Source organism: Stenotrophomonas sp. 107298_Sma (genome assembly GCF_056480345.1).
Genome location: NZ_CM151094.1, coordinates 2130601 through 2149481, shown reverse-complemented (window position 1 = coordinate 2149481; position 18881 = coordinate 2130601). Strand labels below are relative to the sequence as shown.

The following is an 18881-nucleotide window of genomic DNA, read 5'->3' as shown; positions in this document are numbered from 1 at the left end:
TTTTTGAGAAATTCCTGCTATCGGATGATGAGCAGAGACCCGCCCGCTTGTTTCAACTGAAAATCTTGAACAGAAAATGGATGAATTTCTGAAGGATCTGTACTTTCACGAGCTTTCGGCACGGGAGAGAATTGTTTCAAGACTTCAGCTCTACTTCGGCTTTCAGGCATCCATAGTTGCTGCGGCCGCCTACATGACCAGAATGCTGGACTATTCCTGCAATTGGTGGGTAGTGCTCATGTTCTGGATCTGCATCCTGGCAAGCGCAGCTCCATTGTCTGGATCAATCTATTTCGCGATTCGAGCACTTACGGGCCACACCTATGCCACTTTCCCCCTTGCCAAGGAGGCGATAGGGCACCGCGCGAGGCTCATTCAGTACCGACTAGATCACTTGAGTTCCGAAGCAGCTGCTCCGAAGTCTGGTTTTCCTGGAGTTGATGCATTTGCCATCCAAGCCATTGCGGAATGCATTGACTTCAACCACAACGTCAATGAGTCGAGAAATCGCATAATCAGGCGAACTTTTGCGAACATCTGCTATGCCGGAGGCCTCCTGAGTCTATCGGCCTTTGTTTTTGTGATATTTGATCTCGACACATCTTCGCCACGAAAGAACCACCTCGTAGAGGACGTAAACATTAAGCGCTCGCTTGATGCCTTGACCGAATTGATCGACAAGATCCAAACTGAGCAAAGGAGTTCAAATCGATGATTGACCAGAAAAGTTCCAATGAAGACGCTCCTTCAGGCCCGTCCTCTGGGCCCATCCCGCCCCCGCTTCCCCCGCCGCCGCCGCCACTCCCCCCCGGGCTCCAATACACGACAGAGCGTTTCCACGACCCGCTCCCTCCTGACCACGAAATATTGAAGGGTTAGTTGATTGAGGCGAAGGAATCGTCTTCGCCACGCAACTCAACTGCCGTCCAGATGACAGGCTTCAGCACAAAAAACCCCCGGCTTTCACCGGGGGTTTTTCATTTCAATAGTGCCGGCCAGCGGCCGGCACTACCCTCAGGCAGCGACCGTGTTGGCCACGTCCTGGTATTCCTCGATCTGGTCGAAGTTCATGTAGCGGTAGATCTCGCTGCCGCTGGCGGCGATCACACCGATATCGGCCATGTACTCTTCCTTGGTCGGGATGCGACCCAGACGCGAGCAGATCGCGGCCAGTTCGGCCGAACCCAGGTACACGTTGGTGTTGCGGCCCAGGCGGTTCGGGAAGTTGCGGGTCGAGGTCGACATCGCGGTGGAGCCTTCGCGGATCTGCGCCTGGTTGCCCATGCACAGCGAGCAGCCCGGCATTTCCATGCGTGCGCCGGTCGCGCCGAAGGTGCCGTACACGCCTTCCTTGGTCAGCTCGGACGCATCCATCTTGGTCGGCGGGGCCACCCACAGGCGGGTCGGCAGGTCACGCTTGCCTTCCAGCAGCTTCGCAGCCGCACGGAAGTGACCGATGTTGGTCATGCACGAACCGATGAACACTTCGTCGATCTTGGCGCCAGCGACTTCGGACAGGGTCTTCACGTCGTCCGGGTCGTTCGGGCAGGCCACGATCGGCTCGTGGATATCGGCCAGGTCGATCTCGATGACGGCGGCGTATTCGGCGTCCGCATCCGGCTCCAGCAGCTCCGGGTTGGCCAGCCACGCTTCCATCTTCTCGATACGGCGCTGCAGCGAGCGCGGATCCTGGTAACCCTCGGCAATCATCCACTTCAGCAGGGTGATGTTGCTGGTCAGGTACTCGATGATCGGTTCCTTGTTCAGGCGCACCGAGCAACCGGCAGCCGAACGCTCGGCCGAAGCGTCGGACAGCTCGAACGCCTGCTCGACCTTCAGTTCCGGCAGGCCTTCGATTTCCAGGATGCGGCCGGAGAAGATGTTCTTCTTGCCAGCCTTGGCCACAGTCAGCAGGCCCGACTTGATTGCGTACAGCGGGATCGCGTTGACCAAATCACGCAGGGTCACGCCCGGCTGCATCTTGCCCTTGAAGCGCACCAGCACCGATTCCGGCATGTCCAGCGGCATCACGCCGGTGGCAGCGGCGAAGGCCACCAGGCCCGAACCGGCCGGGAACGAAATGCCCACCGGGAAACGGGTGTGCGAGTCACCACCGGTACCGACGGTATCCGGCAGCAGCATGCGGTTGAGCCAGCTGTGGATCACGCCGTCGCCCGGACGCAGCGAGACGCCGCCACGGGTGGAGATGAACTCCGGCAGGGTGTGGTGGGTCTTCACGTCCACCGGCTTCGGGTACGCAGCGGTGTGGCAGAACGACTGCATCACCAGGTCGGCCGAGAAGCCCAGGCAGGCCAGGTCCTTCAGCTCGTCGCGGGTCATCGGGCCGGTGGTGTCCTGCGAACCGACCGAGGTCATCTTCGGTTCGCAGTAGGTGCCCGGGCGCATGCCCTGGCCTTCCGGCAGGCCACAGGCGCGGCCGACCATCTTCTGCGCCAGCGAGAAGCCCTTGCCGGTGTCGACCGGCTGCACCGGCAGACGGAACAGGTCGGTCGGGGCCAGGCCCAGCGCCTCGCGCGCCTTACCGGTCAGGCCGCGACCGATGATCAGCGGAATGCGGCCACCGGCACGCACTTCGTCGAACAGCACTTCGGACTTGACCTGGAACTCGGCGATCACTTCACCGTTCTTCAGCGCCTTGCCTTCGTACGGACGCAGCTCGACCACATCGCCGTGCTCCATCTTCGACACGTCCAGCTCGATCGGCAGTGCGCCGGCATCTTCCATGGTGTTGTAGAAGATCGGAGCGATCTTCGAACCCAGGCAGACGCCACCGGCGCGCTTGTTCGGGATGAACGGAATGTCATCGCCGGTCCACCACAGCACACTGTTGGTAGCCGACTTGCGCGAGGAACCGGTGCCGACCACGTCGCCGACGTAGGCAACCAGGTGGCCCTTGTCCTTCAGCGACAGGATCTGCTGGATCGGGCCGCGCTTGCCGTCTTCTTCCGGGGTGAACGGCGCGTCGTCGCGCTTGTTCTTCAGCATCGCCAGGGCGTGCATCGGAATGTCCGGGCGGGTGGTCGCGTCCGGTGCCGGCGACAGGTCGTCGGTGTTGGTCTCGCCCGGCACCTTGAACACGGTGACGGTCAGGCTCTGCGGCACTTCCGGGTTGCTGGTGAACCACTCGGCATCGGCCCAGCTCTGCAGCACGGACTGGGCGTTGGCATTGCCGGCCTTGGCCTTTTCCTGCACGTCATGGAACGCATCGAACACCAGCAGGGTCTTCTTCAGGCCGTTGGCGGCGATGGTGCCGACGCTGGCGTCGTCCAACAGCTGCACCAGCGGCGCGACGTTGTAGCCGCCGAGCATGGTGCCCAACAGTTCGGTGGCGCGCTCACGGCTGATCAGCGGGTTCTGCTCGCTGCCCAGGGCGATCGCCGCCAGGTACGAGGCCTTGACCTTGGCCGCGTCATCGACGCCGGCCGGCACGCGGTGGGTCAGCAGGTCGAGCAGGAACTCGGCCTCGCCCTGCGGCGGGTTCTTCAGCAGTTCGATGACATCGGCCGTCTGCTGCGCGCTCAGCGGCAGCGGCGGGATGCCAAGCGCAGCGCGCTCGGCGACGTGGTGGCGGTAGGCTTCCAACATGACAACTCCCGGGTAATGCGTAGGTTGAAAAAAAGTGGGCTCAGGCTTGCGGCACGATCAGCTTCAGGCCCTTGAAGTAGTCGCGGTAAAACGTATCGTTCCAGGTGATCAGGCCGTCGCACTGCAACAGTGCGTGGGCGCCGACCATGAATTCATCCAGGCTGCGGCGGCTGCCGCTGCGCTGGCGGTGGCGACGGTGCATCTCGCCGGCGCGCAGCGCCGACTTGGCTTCCATCGGGTTGAAGTGCACGCCCATTTCTTCCAGCGCTTCGAGCACCTCGGCGCCGCCACGCAGCGATGCGCAGACCTCGGCCAGGGTCGCGCCGCAGACCACCACACGGCCGCCGACCAGGCTCTGCCTGAGGATGGCTTCCACGGCATCGGCCTGCGGACCATTGCTGAGCAGCTCGACCAGCACCGGTGAATCGACGGCGATCATCACGACTTATTCCTCGTCACGCACCGCGCGTACGGCCGCGTCCGACGATTCGAAGCCGTCCAGCGCGAACTTGCCGCGCGCCCGTGAAATGGCATCGTCAACACTCTTGCGCAGAATGATGCGGCTGCCGTCCAGTTCGACCTTCAGCAGCGTGCCCTTGGTCAGGCCGAGGGCATCACGCACCGCCTTGGGAAGGGTGATCTGTCCGCGTTCTGCAACAGTGGCTTCCATCGGTAGGCCCTCCAGAGTATGCACAAATTATACATACTTCCCCGGGCATACTTCCACCCTGAACAGGACCGGCACCCCGCCAGCCCTTGCCTCGCAAAGGATCGGCCACAAACGTGACATACGCCATACACCTTCCCCTGTAGTCTGGAACCGATGCCGCAGGCCGGAACCCGGCCCGGATGAATCCATTCAGTCTGGGGTTCATACTGGGACCACCGGGGCCGTCAGGCCCACGGCGACCGCAAGCAGGTCCGCCCATGCGCGGGCCACTGCAAGCCATCCGCAAGAAGGAGTTACCCCGCATGAGCGATTCGTTCTCCACCCGCAGCCAGCTGAACGTCGGCGGCAAGACCTACGACTACTTCAGCCTGCCCACGCTGGGCCAGCGCTTCGATATCTCCCACCTGCCCTACTCGATGAAGATCCTGCTGGAGAACCTGCTCCGGCACGAGGACGGCGGCATCACCGTCGGCAAGGACCACATCGAAGCCGTGGCCCGCTGGAACCCGGCGGCCGAGCCAGACACCGAGATCGCCTTCATGCCGGCGCGCGTGGTCCTGCAGGACTTCACCGGCGTGCCCTGCGTGGTCGACCTGGCCGCGATGCGCGATGCGGTGGTCAAGCTCGGCGGCTCGCCTGAGCAGATCAATCCGCTGATTCCCTCCGAACTGGTCATCGACCACTCGGTGCAGGTCGATGTGTTCGGCAAGCCGGACGCGCTGGACCTCAACGGCAAGATCGAATTCCAGCGCAACCAGGAACGCTACGGCTTCCTGCGCTGGGGACAGAAGGCCTTCGACAACTTCAAGGTGGTGCCGCCCAACACTGGCATCGTCCACCAGGTGAACCTGGAGAACCTGGCCCGCGTGGTGATGACCGCGGACAAGGACGGCACGGCGGTCGCCTACCCCGATACCGTGTTCGGCACCGACAGCCACACCACCATGATCAATGGCATCGGCGTGCTCGGCTGGGGCGTGGGCGGCATCGAAGCCGAGGCCGCAATGCTCGGCCAGCCTTCGTCGATGCTGATCCCGCAGGTGGTCGGCTTCAAGCTGACCGGCAAGCTGCCCGAGGGCGCCACCGCCACCGACCTGGTGCTGACCGTCACCCAGATGCTGCGCAAGCTCGGCGTGGTCGGCAAGTTCGTCGAGTTCTACGGTGATGGCCTGCAGCATCTGCCACTGGCCGACCGCGCGACCATCGGCAACATGGCCCCCGAATACGGCGCCACCTGCGGCATCTTCCCGATCGACAACGAATCGCTGACCTACCTGCGCCTGTCCGGCCGCGGTGAAGAGCAGATCGCCCTGGTCGAAGCCTATGCCAAGGCGCAGGGCCTGTGGCACGACGCCAACAGCCCGCATGCGCAGTACAGCACCACGCTGGAACTGGACATGGGCACGGTGAAGCCGTCGCTGGCCGGTCCCAAGCGTCCGCAGGACCGCGTGCTGCTGGAAGACGTGCAGAAGAACTACCGCGACGCGCTGGTCGGCATGACCGCCAACCGCGACAAGCGCAGCGAGGATGTCTCCACCTTCGTCAATGAAGGCGGCGGCGCGGCAGTGGGCAACGAGCAGCTGGCCAAGGGCTACGCCGACATCGAGATGGATGGCAGGAAAGTGCGGCTGAAGGATGGCGCGGTGGTCATCGCCGCCATCACCTCGTGCACCAACACCTCCAACCCGGCGGTGATGATCGGTGCCGGCCTGCTGGCCCGCAACGCGGCCGCCAAGGGGCTGGACCGCAAGCCGTGGGTCAAGACCTCGCTCGGCCCAGGCTCGCGCGTGGTCACCGACTATCTTGAAAAGGCCGGCGTTCTCACCGAGCTGGAGAAGATCGGCTTCTACGTGGTGGGCTATGGCTGCACCACCTGCATCGGCAACTCCGGCCCGCTGCCGACCGAAGTCAGCGCCGGCATCGCCAGTGGTGATCTGGTGGTGACCTCGGTGCTGTCGGGCAACCGCAACTTCGAGGGCCGCGTGCACCCCGAAGTGAAGATGAACTACCTGGCCAGCCCGCCCCTGGTGGTGGCCTATGCCATCGCAGGCACCACCGACATCGACCTGACCACCGAACCGCTGGGCACCGGCAGCGATGGCCAGCCGGTGTACCTGCGCGACATCTGGCCGAGCAACAAGGAGATCGGCGACGTCATCGCCGCCACCGTCGGCCCGGAGATGTTCAAGCAGAACTACGCCGACGTGTTCAAGGGCGATACCCGCTGGAACACCATCGCCTCGCCGGACGGTGACCTGTACGAATGGAGCGATGCCTCCACCTACATCAAGAACCCGCCCTACTTCGACGGCATGACCATGCAGGTCGGCAGCATCGATGATGTGCACGGCGCGCGGGTGATGGGCCTGTTCGGCGATTCGATCACCACCGACCACATCTCCCCGGCCGGCAACATCAAGAAGGATTCCCCCGCCGGACGCTTCCTGCAGGAGCGTGGCGTGCAGCCGGCCGACTTCAACAGCTACGGCAGCCGCCGCGGCAACGATGATGTGATGGTGCGCGGCACCTTCGCCAACATCCGGATCAAGAACCTGATGTTCGGCGGCGAAGAAGGCGGCAACACCCTGTACTACCCCGCCGGCGGTGGCCAGCCGGAGAAGCTGGCGATCTACGATGCGGCCATGAAGTACAAGGCCGACAAGGTGCCACTGGTGGTGCTGGCCGGCAAGGAATACGGCACCGGCTCGTCGCGTGACTGGGCGGCCAAGGGCACCCTGCTGCTGGGAGTGAAGGCGGTCATCGCCGAGAGCTTCGAGCGCATCCACCGCTCCAACCTGGTCGGCATGGGCGTGCTGCCGCTGCAGTTCCGCAACGGTGAAAACGCACAGAGCCTGGGCCTGGACGGTTCGGAAGTGATAGACATCACCGGCCTGCAGGACGGTGCCAGCAAGCGTGCCACGGTCACCGCGACCAAGGCCGACGGCACCAAGAAGACCTTCGAAGTCTCGGTGATGCTGCTGACCCCGAAGGAAGTGGAGTACTTCCGCCACGGTGGCCTGCTGCAATACGTGCTGCGCCAGCTGGCAGGTCGCTGAACCCTTCCGTGGACCCAATGGGCGGAAGCCCGGCCCCCGCGCCAGCGCGGGGGCGCTGCGGAGGCGCGCGAACCCGTGGTTCGCAAGCGCGCCTCCTCGCCCACCACGGTGGCCTGCTGCAATACGTGCTGCGCCAGCTGGCTGCACGTTGATCGAGCGTACTGCGTAGGTAGAGCCAGGCCATGCCTGGCTGCGACAAGACAAAAGGGCCGGATCCTCACAGATCCGGCCCTTTGCTTTGGCGTTCGCCGGGCAGCGCCCGGCGCTACCTACCGCCGCGGTGCGTCCGGGTCGGTGCGCAGCGCCTTCAGCAGGCCCCACATGTAGAACGCCAGGATGAACGAGAACGGCAGACCACACAGCACCACCGCCGTCTGCATCGCGCTGAAGTTGCCGGCCAGCAGCAGGCCGACACTGGCCACGGTGATGCCCACCGCCCAGAACACCCGCAGCCAGATCGGCGCGTCGTGGCCGTCCTCCACGCCGTCATCGACACGGCGGGTGCACAGGTTGGCGATCATCAGCGTGCCCGAATCGACCGGGGTCAGGAACAGCACGAAGCCGATCACCACCGCGGCACCGGCCACGTATGGTGCACCAGGCAGGTACTCAAGCAGCTTGAACAGGGTCATTGCCGCATCGTGCTGGGCTACCTCGCCAATAACCGCCTGGCCGTGATTGAGCACCAGATCGATAGCCGTGTTGCCGAAGATCGACAGCCAGGCCAGGGTGAAACCGAGCGGGATCAACAGTACGCCCATGATCACTTCACGGATGGTGCGGCCACGCGAGATGCGCGCCACGAAAAGGCCCACGAACGGCGCCCAAGCGATCCACCAGGCCCAGTAGAACAGCGTCCACGAGCCCATCCACTCACGGCCCTTGGGGTCGTTGAGGTACATGTCGAAGCTCTTGCGCACGAACGCGCCGAGGTAATCGCCGGTGTTCTGGATCAGGCCGTCGAACAGGTGCAGGGTCGGGCCGGTGACCAGCACGAACAGCAGCAGGCCGCACAGCAGGCGCACGTTGAGGTTGGAGAGCCAGGCAATGCCCTTCTCCACGCCCGCTACCACGCCGATGGTGGCAACGGCCATCATCACCAGCACGATCGCCACCAGCACCTGCGGCGTATCCGGAATGTGGAACAGGTAGACCAGGCCGGACTGCACCACCAGCGCGCCGATGCCAAGATTGGTCACCATCGAGATCAGCGTGGCAAGGATGCCGAAGCCATCGACCATGTCGCCGATGCGGCCATGGATGCGCTCGCCGAAGATCGGGTACAGCGCCGAGCGCAGCGCCAGTGGCAGGTCGCGGCGGTAGGCGAAATAGCCCAGTGCCACGCCGACCAGCGCGTACAGCGCCCAGCCGTGCAGGCCCCAGTGCAGGAAGGTCAGCACCATCGCCTCGCGGCCCGCTGCCACCGTTCCGCCGGGCTGCCCGGGCGGATTGAGGAAATGGTCCAGCGGCTCGTAGGCGCCGTAGTACAGCAGCGCGATGCCGATGCCGGCCGAGAACAACATCGACACCCAGGCCACGTAGCCGAAGGCCGGCGATTCCTCGTTGTGGCCGAGGCGGATGCGGCCATACGGCGAGAACGCCAGCCACAGCACGAAGCCCAGGCACAGCACGATCAGCAGCATGTACCACCAGCCGAACGCCGCCGAGACCTCGGCCTGCGCCCATTGCAGCCAGTGCTCGCTGCCTTCGGGATAGAGAACGGTGAGCAGCCCGAGGATGCCGATCGACACCGAGGAACTGAAGAAGACAAAACGGTTCAAGCGCAGGGGCGAACGCTTGGGATGAGCCAGGGAAGACATGGGGTCGTCTCATCAAGTCCGAGGGAGCACATGGGCGGGGCCGGACCGGTAAACCGGGCCCATGGCGTGGGGCGCGAGCGCATCCTAGGGTTTATTGATTGAACGTTCAATCAATAAAAAGCATAATGGTCGGCAGCCCGATCCTTCGGGTCGCAATCCGTGGAGAGACAATGCCGAAGAAAGGCGTGGAACCGGTTCGGCGCGAGCAGCTGATCCGGGCCACTTTCCAGACCATCGACGAGATCGGCATGGCCGATGCGACCGTCGCCACCATCGCGAAGAAGGCCGGGCTGTCCAGCGGCATCGTCGCCCATTACTTCGGCGACAAGGACGGCCTGCTCAATGCTGCAATGCGGCAGATCCTGCGCGAACTGAAGGAGGCGGTCGCCCGCTACCGCGCCGACGTCGGCGACGACCCGCGCGACCAGCTGCGCGCCATCGTCGACGGCAACTTCGACGACAGCCAGATCAACGGCACCGCGATGCGCGTCTGGCTGACCTTCTGGGCCGCCAGCATGCACCAGCCGGAACTGGCCCGGCTGCAGCGCGCCAACGACCAGCGCCTGTTCTCCAACCTGTGCCACCAGTTCAACCGCCTGCTGCCCCACCCGCAGGCCCGCCTGGCCGCCCGTGGCCTGGCCGCGATGATCGACGGTCTGTGGCTGCGCGGCAGCCTGGTCGGCGGCCAGTTCAATGCCGAGAAGTCCCGGCGCATCGCTTACGGCTACATCGACTTCCAGTTGCAGGCTGCCGCGCTATAAGCGTTGCAGCACCCGCCCCCTTCCAAGGAGTACGCCCCATGACCACCCTGCCCGTCCAACAGCTCTACATCCACGGCCAGCGCGTCGATGCCACCAGCGGCAAGACCTTCAGGACCGTCAACCCGGCCACCGGTGAAGTGATCGCTGAAGTGCAGGTCGCCAGCCAGGCTGACGTCGAGCGCGCCGTGCAGAGCGCGGCCGAAGGCCAGAAGGTGTGGGCGGCGATGACCGCCATGGAGCGTTCGCGCATCCTGCGCCGCGCCGTCGAGATCCTGCGCGAGCGCAACGACGAGCTGGCCCATCTGGAAACCCTTGACACCGGCAAGGCGCTGGCCGAAACCACCACCGTGGACATCGTCACCGGTGCCGACGTGGTCGAGTACTACGCCGGCCTGGCCACCGCCATCGAAGGCATCCAGCTGCCGCTGCGCGAATCGAGCTTCTTCTACACCCGCCGCGAGCCGCTGGGCGTGGTCGCCGGCATCGGCGCCTGGAACTACCCGATCCAGATCGCCATGTGGAAGTCGGCACCGGCGCTGGCCGCCGGCAACGCGATGGTGTTCAAGCCGTCCGAAGTGACGCCGCTGACCGCGATCCGACTGGCCGAAATCTACACCGAAGCCGGCGTGCCGGCCGGCGTGTTCAACGTCGTGCAGGGCCCTGGCCGCGAGATCGGCCAGTGGCTGACCGAGCACCCGGTGATCGAGAAGATCTCCTTCACCGGCGGCGTCGCCACCGGCAAGAAGGTCATGGCCAGCGCCGCGTCCTCGTCGCTGAAGGAAGTGACCATGGAACTGGGCGGCAAGTCGCCGCTGGTGATCTGCGATGACGCCGACCTCGACCGCGCCGCCGACATCGCGGTGATGGCCAACTTCTTCAGCTCCGGCCAGGTCTGCACCAACGGCACCCGCGTGTTCGTGCCGCGCAGCATGCTGGCCGCGTTCGAAGCCGCCGTGGTCGAGCGCGTCAAGCGCATCCGCATCGGCGACCCGACGGCCGCCGAGACCAACTTCGGCCCGCTCACCAGCTTCCCGCACATGGAAAACGTGCTGCGCTACATCGAAAGCGGCAAGGCCGAAGGCGCCCGCCTGCTGACCGGCGGCGGCCGTGCTACCGAAGGGGCGCTGGCCAATGGCGCCTACGTGCTGCCGACCGTGTTCTCCGACTGCCGCGATGACATGACCATCGTCAAGGAAGAGATCTTCGGGCCGGTGATGAGCATCCTTGCCTACGACGACGAAGACGAAGTGGTGCGTCGTGCCAACGACACCACCTTCGGCCTCGCCGCCGGCGTGGTCAGCAAGGACGTCAGCCGCGCCCACCGCATCATCCACCGCCTGGAAGCCGGCATCTGCTGGATCAATACCTGGGGCGAATCGCCGGCCGAAATGCCGGTCGGTGGCTACAAGGAATCCGGCGTCGGCCGCGAGAACGGCCTCTCGACCCTCGGCCACTACACCCGCATCAAGTCGGTGCAGGTCGAGCTGGGCGACTACGCCAGCGTGTTCTGACCGGCGCGCCCCCGGGCGCGCCCCACGTCCGGCCATCGTGCCGATCCGACATTCCGCCGGGACGGCTGCATGCAGCGCCCCGGCCTGCAGGAGACACCCATGAGCACCCATAACGAGTACGACTACATCATCATCGGCGCCGGTTCGGCCGGCAACGTGCTGGCCACCCGCCTCACCGAAGATGCCGATGTCAGCGTGCTGCTGCTGGAAGCCGGTGGCCCGGACTACCGGCTCGACTTCCGTACCCAGATGCCGGCGGCGCTGGCCTTCCCGCTGCAGGGCAAGCGCTACAACTGGGCGTACAAGACCGATCCCGAGCCCTTCATGAACAACCGCCGCATGGACTGTGGCCGCGGCAAGGGCCTGGGCGGTTCGTCGCTGATCAACGGCATGTGCTACATCCGCGGCAACGCCATGGACTACGACAACTGGGCCAGCATGCCGGGTCTGGACGACTGGACCTACCTGGACTGCCTGCCGTACTTCCGCAAGGCCGAAACCCGCGACATCGGCCCCAATGATTACCACGGTGGCGACGGCCCGCTGCGCGTCACCACGCCCAAGGCCGGCAACAACGAACTGTTCGCGGCGATGGTCGAGGCCGGCGTGCAGGCCGGTTACCCGCGCACCGACGATCTCAACGGCTACCAGCAGGAAGGCTTCGGCCCGATGGACCGCACGGTGACCCCGAAGGGCCGTCGCTCCAGCACCGCCCGCGGCTACCTGGACCTGGCCAAGCCGCGCCCGAACCTGACCATCGTCACCCACGCGCTGACCGACCGCATCCTGTTCTCGGGCAAGCGTGCGGTGGGCGTGCAGTGGTTGCACAACGACCAGCCGCAGCGTGCCACCGCGCGCCGCGAAGTGCTGCTGTGTGGTGGTGCCATCGCCTCGCCGCAGATCCTGCAGCGCTCCGGCGTCGGCCCGGCCGACCTGCTGCGCAGCCTGGACATCGACCTGGTGCACCACCTGCCCGGCGTCGGCGCCAACCTGCAGGACCATCTTGAGATGTACCTGCAGTACGAGTGCAAGAAGCCGGTCTCGCTGGCCCCGGCACTGAAGCTCTACAACCAGCCGGCCATCGGCGCCGAGTGGCTGTTCCTTGGCACCGGCATCGGCGCCAGCAACCAGTTCGAGGCCGGTGGCTTCATCCGCAGCGACGCCGAGTTCGATTGGCCGAACCTGCAGTACCACTTCCTGCCGGTGGCGATCAATTACAACGGCTCCAACCCGATCAAGGCGCACAGCTTCCAGATGCACGTCGGCTCGATGCGTTCGCCCAGCCGCGGCCGCATCCACGTGCGCTCGAAGGATCCGCGCGAACATCCCAGCATCCTGTTCAACTACATGTCGCACGACCAGGACTGGCGCGAGTTCCGTGCCGCGATCCGGATCACCCGCGAGATCTTCGCGCAGCCGGCGCTGGCGCCGTACAGCGGCCGCGAGATCTCCCCGGGCAGTGCGCTGCAGACCGATGCGCAGATCGACGCGTTCGTGCGCGAACATGCCGAGACCGCCTACCACCCGTCGTGCTCGAACAAGATGGGCCACGCCGATGATCCGATGGCGGTGGTCGACGGCCAGGGCCGCGTGCACGGCCTGGAAGGCCTGCGCATTGTCGATGCTTCGATCATGCCGCAGGTGGTGACCGGCAACCTCAACGCACCGACCATCATGATCGCCGAGAAGCTGGCCGACGTGATCCGCGGCCGCACCCCGCTGGCCCGCAGCACCGCGCCGTACTACAAGGCCAATGGTGCACCGGTACGCAGCAAGGGCTGACGCGAATCGCCCGCAAACGGCGGACACCTATCTCCGGTAGATGCCCACCCTGGTGGGCGCTCATGCAGCCCCGGGGGCGCGTTCTTCGCGCCCCCTTCGCGTTTTCCCTACGGAACGGTATGCTGCGGTGAGCGGTTCTGGCGGATACTGTCCGCGCCGCACCCATCATCACGATTCCTGGAGGGGGAATATGAGTCTGGATCGTCCCTGGCTGCAGAGCTATCCGAAAGGCGTTCCCGCCGAAATCGACGTCAACGAATTCCATTCGGTAGCCTCGGTCTTCGACGCCTCCGTCGCGAAATTCCGCGACCGTCCCGCCTACTCCAGCTTCGGCAAGGTCATCACCTACGGCGAGACCGATACGCTGGTCAACCAGTTCGCGGCCTACCTGCTGGGTGAGCTCAAGCTCAAGAAGGGTGACCGCGTCGCCCTGATGATGCCCAACTGCCTGCAGTACCCGGTGGCCACCTTCGGCGTGCTGCGCGCCGGCCTGACCGTGGTCAACGTCAATCCGCTGTACACCGCGCGTGAACTCAGGCACCAGCTGGTGGACGCCGGCGTCAGCGCGCTGGTGGTGGTCGACAACTTCGGCGACACCGTCGAGCAGGTCATCGCCGACACACCGGTCAAGCACGTGATCACCACCGGCCTGGGCGACCTGCTCGGCGCCAAGGGCGCGATCGTCAACTTCGTGCTGAAGTACGTCAAGAAGATGGTGCCCAACTACCACATCAAGGGCGCGATCCGCTTCAGGCAGGCGCTCAAGCTGGGCAGCCGGCACACGCTTCCGGCGGTCGAGATCGACCACGACGATATCGCCTTCCTGCAGTACACCGGCGGCACCACCGGTGTTGCCAAGGGCGCGATGCTGACCAACCGCAACCTGATCGCCAACATGCAGCAGGCATCGGCGTGGCTGTCCACCTCGGGCATCGAGCCGGGCAAGGAAGTGATCATCACCGCCCTGCCGCTGTACCACATCTTTGCGTTGACCGCGAACGGCCTGGTCTTCATGAAGTTCGGTGGCTGCAACCACCTGATCACCAACCCGCGCGACATGAAGGGCTTCGTCAAGGAGCTCAAGGGCACCCGCTTCACCGCCATCACCGGCGTCAACACGTTGTTCAACGGCCTGCTCAACACCCCGGGCTTCGACGAGATCGACTTCTCCTCGGTCAAGTTCACGCTGGGTGGCGGCATGGCGGTGCAGCGCGCCGTGGCCGAACGCTGGAAGAAGACCACCGGGGTGACCCTGGTCGAGGCCTATGGCCTGACCGAAACCTCGCCGGCGGCCTGCATCAACCCGCTCACCCTGCCCGAATACAATGGCTCTATCGGCCTGCCGATCCCGTCCACCGATGCCTGCATCAAGGACGACAACGGCAACATCCTGCCGCTGGGTGAAGTGGGCGAACTGTGCATCAAGGGCCCGCAGGTGATGAAGGGTTACTGGCAGCGCCCGGAAGAAACCGCCACTGCCATCGATGCCGACGGCTGGCTGCACACCGGCGACATGGCCAGGATGGACGAACAGGGCTTCTTCTACATCGTCGACCGCAAGAAGGACATGATCCTGGTGTCCGGCTTCAACGTGTACCCGAACGAGGTCGAGGACGTCATCGCAATGATGCCGGGCGTGCTGGAAGTGGCCGCAGTCGGTGTCCCGGATGAAAAATCCGGCGAGGTGGTGAAGGTGGTGATCGTGAAGAAGGACCCGAACCTGACTGCGGAAATGGTCAAGGAACATGCGCGGGCAAACCTGACCGGTTACAAGCACCCCAGAATCGTAGAATTCCGAAAAGAGCTGCCGAAGACCAACGTCGGCAAGATTCTCCGTCGCGAGCTGCGTGATACGCCCGCCCCGTAAGGGTTTCCGGGCAAGCGAGCAGAACAGGGACCCCGCCGGCAACGGCGGGGTCTTTTTATTACCGGAACATGGCCGGCACAGCGCTTGCGGGCGGTTCACGACGGGTGCATAGAATCAGTCGCCGCCGCACGTTCAGCTCGCCTCCCCTCACTCCTCTCCGTCCGCTCTGCGGTTGGCCGGACGGTCACACGGAGAACTCCCATGTCCGCAGTACGCCCCATCATCACCCGCCCCTCGCTGCACCCTACCCTGCGCATTACCGAAGAGCCCGAGCGGGATGTCTACTGGATCCACATGCATGCCAACCTGGTCAACCAGCCGGGCCGGCCCTGCTTCGCCTCGCGCCTGGTCGATGACATCGTCGACTACCAGCGCGAACTGGGCGACCGCCTCAGCGCCTCGCACGTCCTGTCACCCCATGTCGTTCTGGCCTCAGACAGTGACGTGTTCAACCTGGGTGGCGACCTCGAGCTGTTCTGCCGGCTGATTCGCGAAGGCGACCGCGCCCGCCTGCTCGACTATGCCCAGCGCTGCGTACGCGGCGTGCACGCCTTCCATGCCGGGCTCGGTGCACGTGCGCACAGCATCGCCCTGGTCCAGGGCAATGCACTGGGCGGCGGCTTCGAAGCCGCGCTGAGCTGCCACACCATCGTCGCCGAGGAAGGCGTGCTGATGGGCCTGCCGGAGGTGCTGTTCGACCTGTTCCCCGGCATGGGCGCCTACTCCTTCCTGTGCCAGCGCATCAGCCCGCGCCTGGCCGAGAAGATCATGCTGGAGGGCAACCTCTACACCGCCAGCCAGCTCAAGGAAATGGGGCTGGTCGACATCGTGGTGCCGGTCGGCGAAGGCGTTGCCGCAGTTGAACAGGTGATCAAGGACAGCAAGCGGATTCCACATGCCTGGGCCGCGATGCGCGAGGTGAACGAAATCGCCAGCATGGTGCCACTGCACGAAATGATGCGGATCACCGAGATCTGGGTGGATACCGCCATGCAGCTCGGCGAGAAGTCCCTGCGTACCATGGACCGGCTGGTGCGGGCACAGGCCCGGCGCAATGGCGACCCGGCCTGACAGCGCGGCGGTTCAGGACGGGCTGCGCTCGCTGTCGTCACGGCGCGCGATGTCCGCGCTGCGGGCGGCCAGTGCATTCCTGCCGAGGCGTAGGGCGGTGGCAAGACTACCGAGGCGGGTCACCCACTCGCCCTTCAACTGCCAGTCCGCCATGCGCATGATCTCGCCACTGGAGGCGGCAACCTGGACCAGCCCCAGGTTGCTCGCCACCCCGCGCAGGGCGTGGGCGTGCTCGCGGAAGTCCTCCCAGGCCTGGCCTTCACCGCAGGCCTGCAGCTGGCCCATGCTCGCATCGACATCCACCAGGCACTGGTCGATGAATTTGCGCTCGAAGCCGTCGCCCATGCCCAGCGACGCCAGTTCATCCAGCACTGCCGTATCAAGCACGCCATCGCCCACCGGCAGCGCGGGAACCGACTGGATGCCGGATTCCGGGCGGGTGTTGGCAGCAACATCGGCCAATACTTCCAGCAACCGGGTTGCCACTACCGGCTTGGCCAGGAAGGCGCGTGCGCCGGCCTGTTCACAGCGCAGGATCGAATCGGGGGTGACATCGGCACTGAGGACCATCACCGGCACATAGGGCATGCCGCTGGCCTGCATCACCCGCAGCTGCTTGAGCAGGTCCAGTCCACTCATGCCGGGCATGTGCAGATCGACGATTGCTGCGTCGTAACTGGCCTGCTCCAGTGCATCGAGTACTTCGGCGCCGCCATTGACGCAGGTGACCTTGTGGCCGGCCTTCTCCAGCAACCGCTGCAGCACCATGCGGTTGGCTTCATGGTCGTCGGCCACCAGCACCCGCAGGCTGCGCACCCGTGCACGATGACGCAGGAAGGGATTGGAAAATGCGATGACATTGCCGGCTTCAGCCACCTCGGACGGAACCGCCGGGGCTGATGAGGTCTCTGCCACGTCCAGCGTGATCTCCACCCAGAACACGCTGCCACGCGGGCTGTTCGGCGCATAACCGACCTGCCCGCCCATCGATTCGACCAGGCCCTTGGCAATGGCGGTGCCCAGTCCGGTTCCCTCATGGCGACGGGCCAGGCCGACATCGCCCTGCTCGAAGGCATTGAACAGCCGGCCGCGCAGCGCCACCGGCACGCCGATGCCGCTGTCGACAATCTCGAAACGCAGGCGCGCCCGCTCGCTGCCCGCTGCGTCCAGGCTGGAAACACGCAGATGCACGTAGCCGCTGTCGGTGAACTTGACCGCATTGCCCATCAGATTGAGCAGGATCTGCTGCAGATGACCGGCATCGCCAAGCAGGCGCGGCGGCACGTTGTCGTCCACATGCACGCGGTAGTCCAGCGACTTGGAGCGGGTCTGCGGGGTCAGGATCAGGTTGATCGCCTGCAGCACATCGGCCAGCGCGAACTCGTGCCACTCCACCCGCACCTTGCCCGCCTCGATCGCGGAGATGTCCAGCACCTCCTCCACCAGCGCCAGCAGGCTGCGGGTGGAGGCCTGGATGGTGTTCAGGCACTCGCGCTGCTCATCGTCCAGGCGGGTGGTGGCCAGCACTTCGGTCATGCCGGCCAGCCCGTTCAACGGCGTGCGGAACTCATGGCTCATGTTGGCCAGGAAGCGGCTCTTGGCTTCGTTGGCCTGGCGCGCCTCGGCCACTGCACGGGTGAGCGCATGCAGCAGCGAATCGAAGTACAGCGGGATCGCGCCCAGGCCCAGCAGCAGGCCCCAGCCCAGATAGTCGTGCCCACGCCAGTAGGGCGACAGCATCACCGTACACAGGAACGCCAGGCAGCCCATGGCGGTGGCCACGCGCAGATAGGTGCTGCCGTAGCGCATGCCGTTGCCGATGGTCACCCACAGCATCACCGCATACAGCGGCGCGGCCGGCTCGCCCTGGATGGTCATGATCCAGGCCATGCAGGTGTAGTCGGTCAGCATGCCGATCACCCGGCGCACATGCGACACACCCGGATTGACCAGGATCGCGGTCAGCAGGCCGGCGGAGATGGTCAGCTCGAAGGCGAGGATCAACCAGGTCGCGGTCAGCGCCTCACCGCCGCCGCTCAGCGAGCGCCAGCCGAGGTAGCTGATGAACAGCGCCGTGATGATGATGCGGATCAGGTTCTGCGCGTGCTCGCTGTCCTCGCGCCCGGACAGGCGCTGCTTGAAGCGGGCCAGCAACGAACGGTTGGGAGAGGCAGCGGCGGGGGTCGTATCCATGATCGGATGTCGCATCCTTCTGCGCAGCAGGGAGGAGCAGCACAACGGTACTGCCAGCAACCCCAACCACAGGGAAATGGCCAGGCCCAGGTTGGCCTGCCAGTAAGGGGTCAACAGCACGGTGGTGCCGAAACTGACCATCGCCAGCACGATGGCAGCGGCCAGGTAACGCGGCCCGAAGCGCAGGCCGTTGCCCACCGTGACCCACATCACCACCGCGTACACCCAGGCCAGCGGTTCGCCCATCTGGATCATGCCGATGGCGATCAAGCCGTAATCGGCCAGCATCCCGGCAACCCGGCGCGGATCGGAGCGCTCAGGCTTCCACAGCAGCCAACCGAACAGCAGCAGCGAAAGCCCCAACCCGGTCAGTACCGTCGCCAGCACGCCCTGGTACTGCTCCAGACGGTGCAGGCGCGCACCGGACAGCAGCACATAGACCAGGATCAGCGAGATCAGCGCCACCCGCACGATCGCCTGGCCATGCTCCGAATCCGGACGCTGCGCCAACCGGCGCTTCACGCGTGCGAACAGGTCCTGCATG

At 65.0% G+C, this 18881-nt stretch carries 12 protein-coding genes; 7 read left to right on the top strand and 5 right to left on the bottom strand.

Annotation, left to right across the window (positions count from 1 at the left end; translation table 11 throughout):
• Window positions 1-76: 76 nt before the first annotated feature.
• Window positions 77-715 carry a hypothetical protein gene (locus ACZK2G_RS10020; protein ID WP_478475417.1) on the top strand — a complete coding sequence of 213 codons (639 nt, stop codon included), beginning with the start codon at window positions 77-79 and terminating at the stop codon, window positions 713-715.
• Between the two features lie 299 nt (window positions 716-1014).
• Here ACZK2G_RS10020 and acnB read toward each other — a convergent pair whose 3' ends face one another.
• Genes acnB through ACZK2G_RS10005 form a run of 3 tightly spaced genes read right to left on the bottom strand, consistent with a single transcriptional unit; the run spans window position 1015 to window position 4276 of the window.
• On the bottom strand, window positions 1015-3606 hold the full coding sequence (gene acnB / locus ACZK2G_RS10015; protein WP_478475415.1) for a bifunctional aconitate hydratase 2/2-methylisocitrate dehydratase: 2592 nt from the start codon (window positions 3604-3606) through the stop codon (window positions 1015-1017).
• Window positions 3607-3646: 40 nt separating this feature from the next.
• Complete coding sequence (locus ACZK2G_RS10010; protein WP_008267153.1) at window positions 3647-4045, bottom strand: type II toxin-antitoxin system VapC family toxin; 399 nt, start codon at window positions 4043-4045, stop codon at window positions 3647-3649.
• A gap of 6 nt (window positions 4046-4051) precedes the next feature.
• Entirely contained in the window at window positions 4052-4276 is a 225-nt protein-coding gene (locus tag ACZK2G_RS10005; RefSeq protein ID WP_005409505.1) for an AbrB/MazE/SpoVT family DNA-binding domain-containing protein, read from the bottom strand.
• 302 nt (window positions 4277-4578) lie between these two features.
• On the opposite strand from ACZK2G_RS10005, the gene acnA reads away from it, so the two are divergent.
• Complete coding sequence (gene acnA, locus ACZK2G_RS10000) at window positions 4579-7332, top strand: aconitate hydratase AcnA (RefSeq protein ID WP_478475413.1); 2754 nt, start codon at window positions 4579-4581, stop codon at window positions 7330-7332.
• A 269-nt stretch (window positions 7333-7601) separates the two neighbouring features.
• On the opposite strand, the gene ACZK2G_RS09995 is transcribed toward acnA, so the two are convergent.
• Window positions 7602-9152, bottom strand: a complete 1551-nt coding sequence (locus ACZK2G_RS09995) for a BCCT family transporter (RefSeq protein ID WP_337302508.1) — start codon at window positions 9150-9152, stop codon at window positions 7602-7604.
• 170 nt (window positions 9153-9322) lie between these two features.
• Between ACZK2G_RS09995 and betI the strand changes: the two genes are divergently transcribed.
• The 5 genes from betI to rpfF all read left to right on the top strand — a co-directional run bounded on the left by betI (window position 9323) and on the right by rpfF (window position 16144).
• Window positions 9323-9913, top strand: a complete 591-nt coding sequence (gene betI / locus ACZK2G_RS09990) for a transcriptional regulator BetI (RefSeq protein WP_136639724.1) — start codon at window positions 9323-9325, stop codon at window positions 9911-9913.
• Between the two features lie 38 nt (window positions 9914-9951).
• A complete protein-coding gene (gene betB / locus ACZK2G_RS09985) occupies window positions 9952-11424 on the top strand; it encodes a betaine-aldehyde dehydrogenase (RefSeq protein WP_478475410.1) in 1473 nt (490 codons plus the stop codon).
• 99 nt (window positions 11425-11523) lie between these two features.
• Window positions 11524-13206, top strand: coding sequence for a choline dehydrogenase (gene betA / locus ACZK2G_RS09980; protein WP_295381901.1), 1683 nt, complete (start codon window positions 11524-11526; stop codon window positions 13204-13206).
• A gap of 190 nt (window positions 13207-13396) precedes the next feature.
• Window positions 13397-15073: a fatty acyl-CoA ligase RpfB gene (gene rpfB, locus ACZK2G_RS09975; RefSeq protein WP_253079622.1), complete on the top strand. Its 1677-nt coding sequence runs from the start codon at window positions 13397-13399 to the stop codon at window positions 15071-15073.
• A 201-nt stretch (window positions 15074-15274) separates the two neighbouring features.
• The gene (gene rpfF, locus ACZK2G_RS09970; RefSeq protein WP_106467930.1) at window positions 15275-16144 is read left to right on the top strand and encodes a diffusible signal factor synthase RpfF; all 870 of its coding nucleotides are present in this window, start codon (window positions 15275-15277) and stop codon (window positions 16142-16144) included.
• Window positions 16145-16156: 12 nt separating this feature from the next.
• Here rpfF and ACZK2G_RS09965 read toward each other — a convergent pair whose 3' ends face one another.
• A complete protein-coding gene (locus tag ACZK2G_RS09965) occupies window positions 16157-18880 on the bottom strand; it encodes a response regulator (protein WP_478475407.1) in 2724 nt (907 codons plus the stop codon).
• Window position 18881 lies beyond the last annotated feature (1 nt).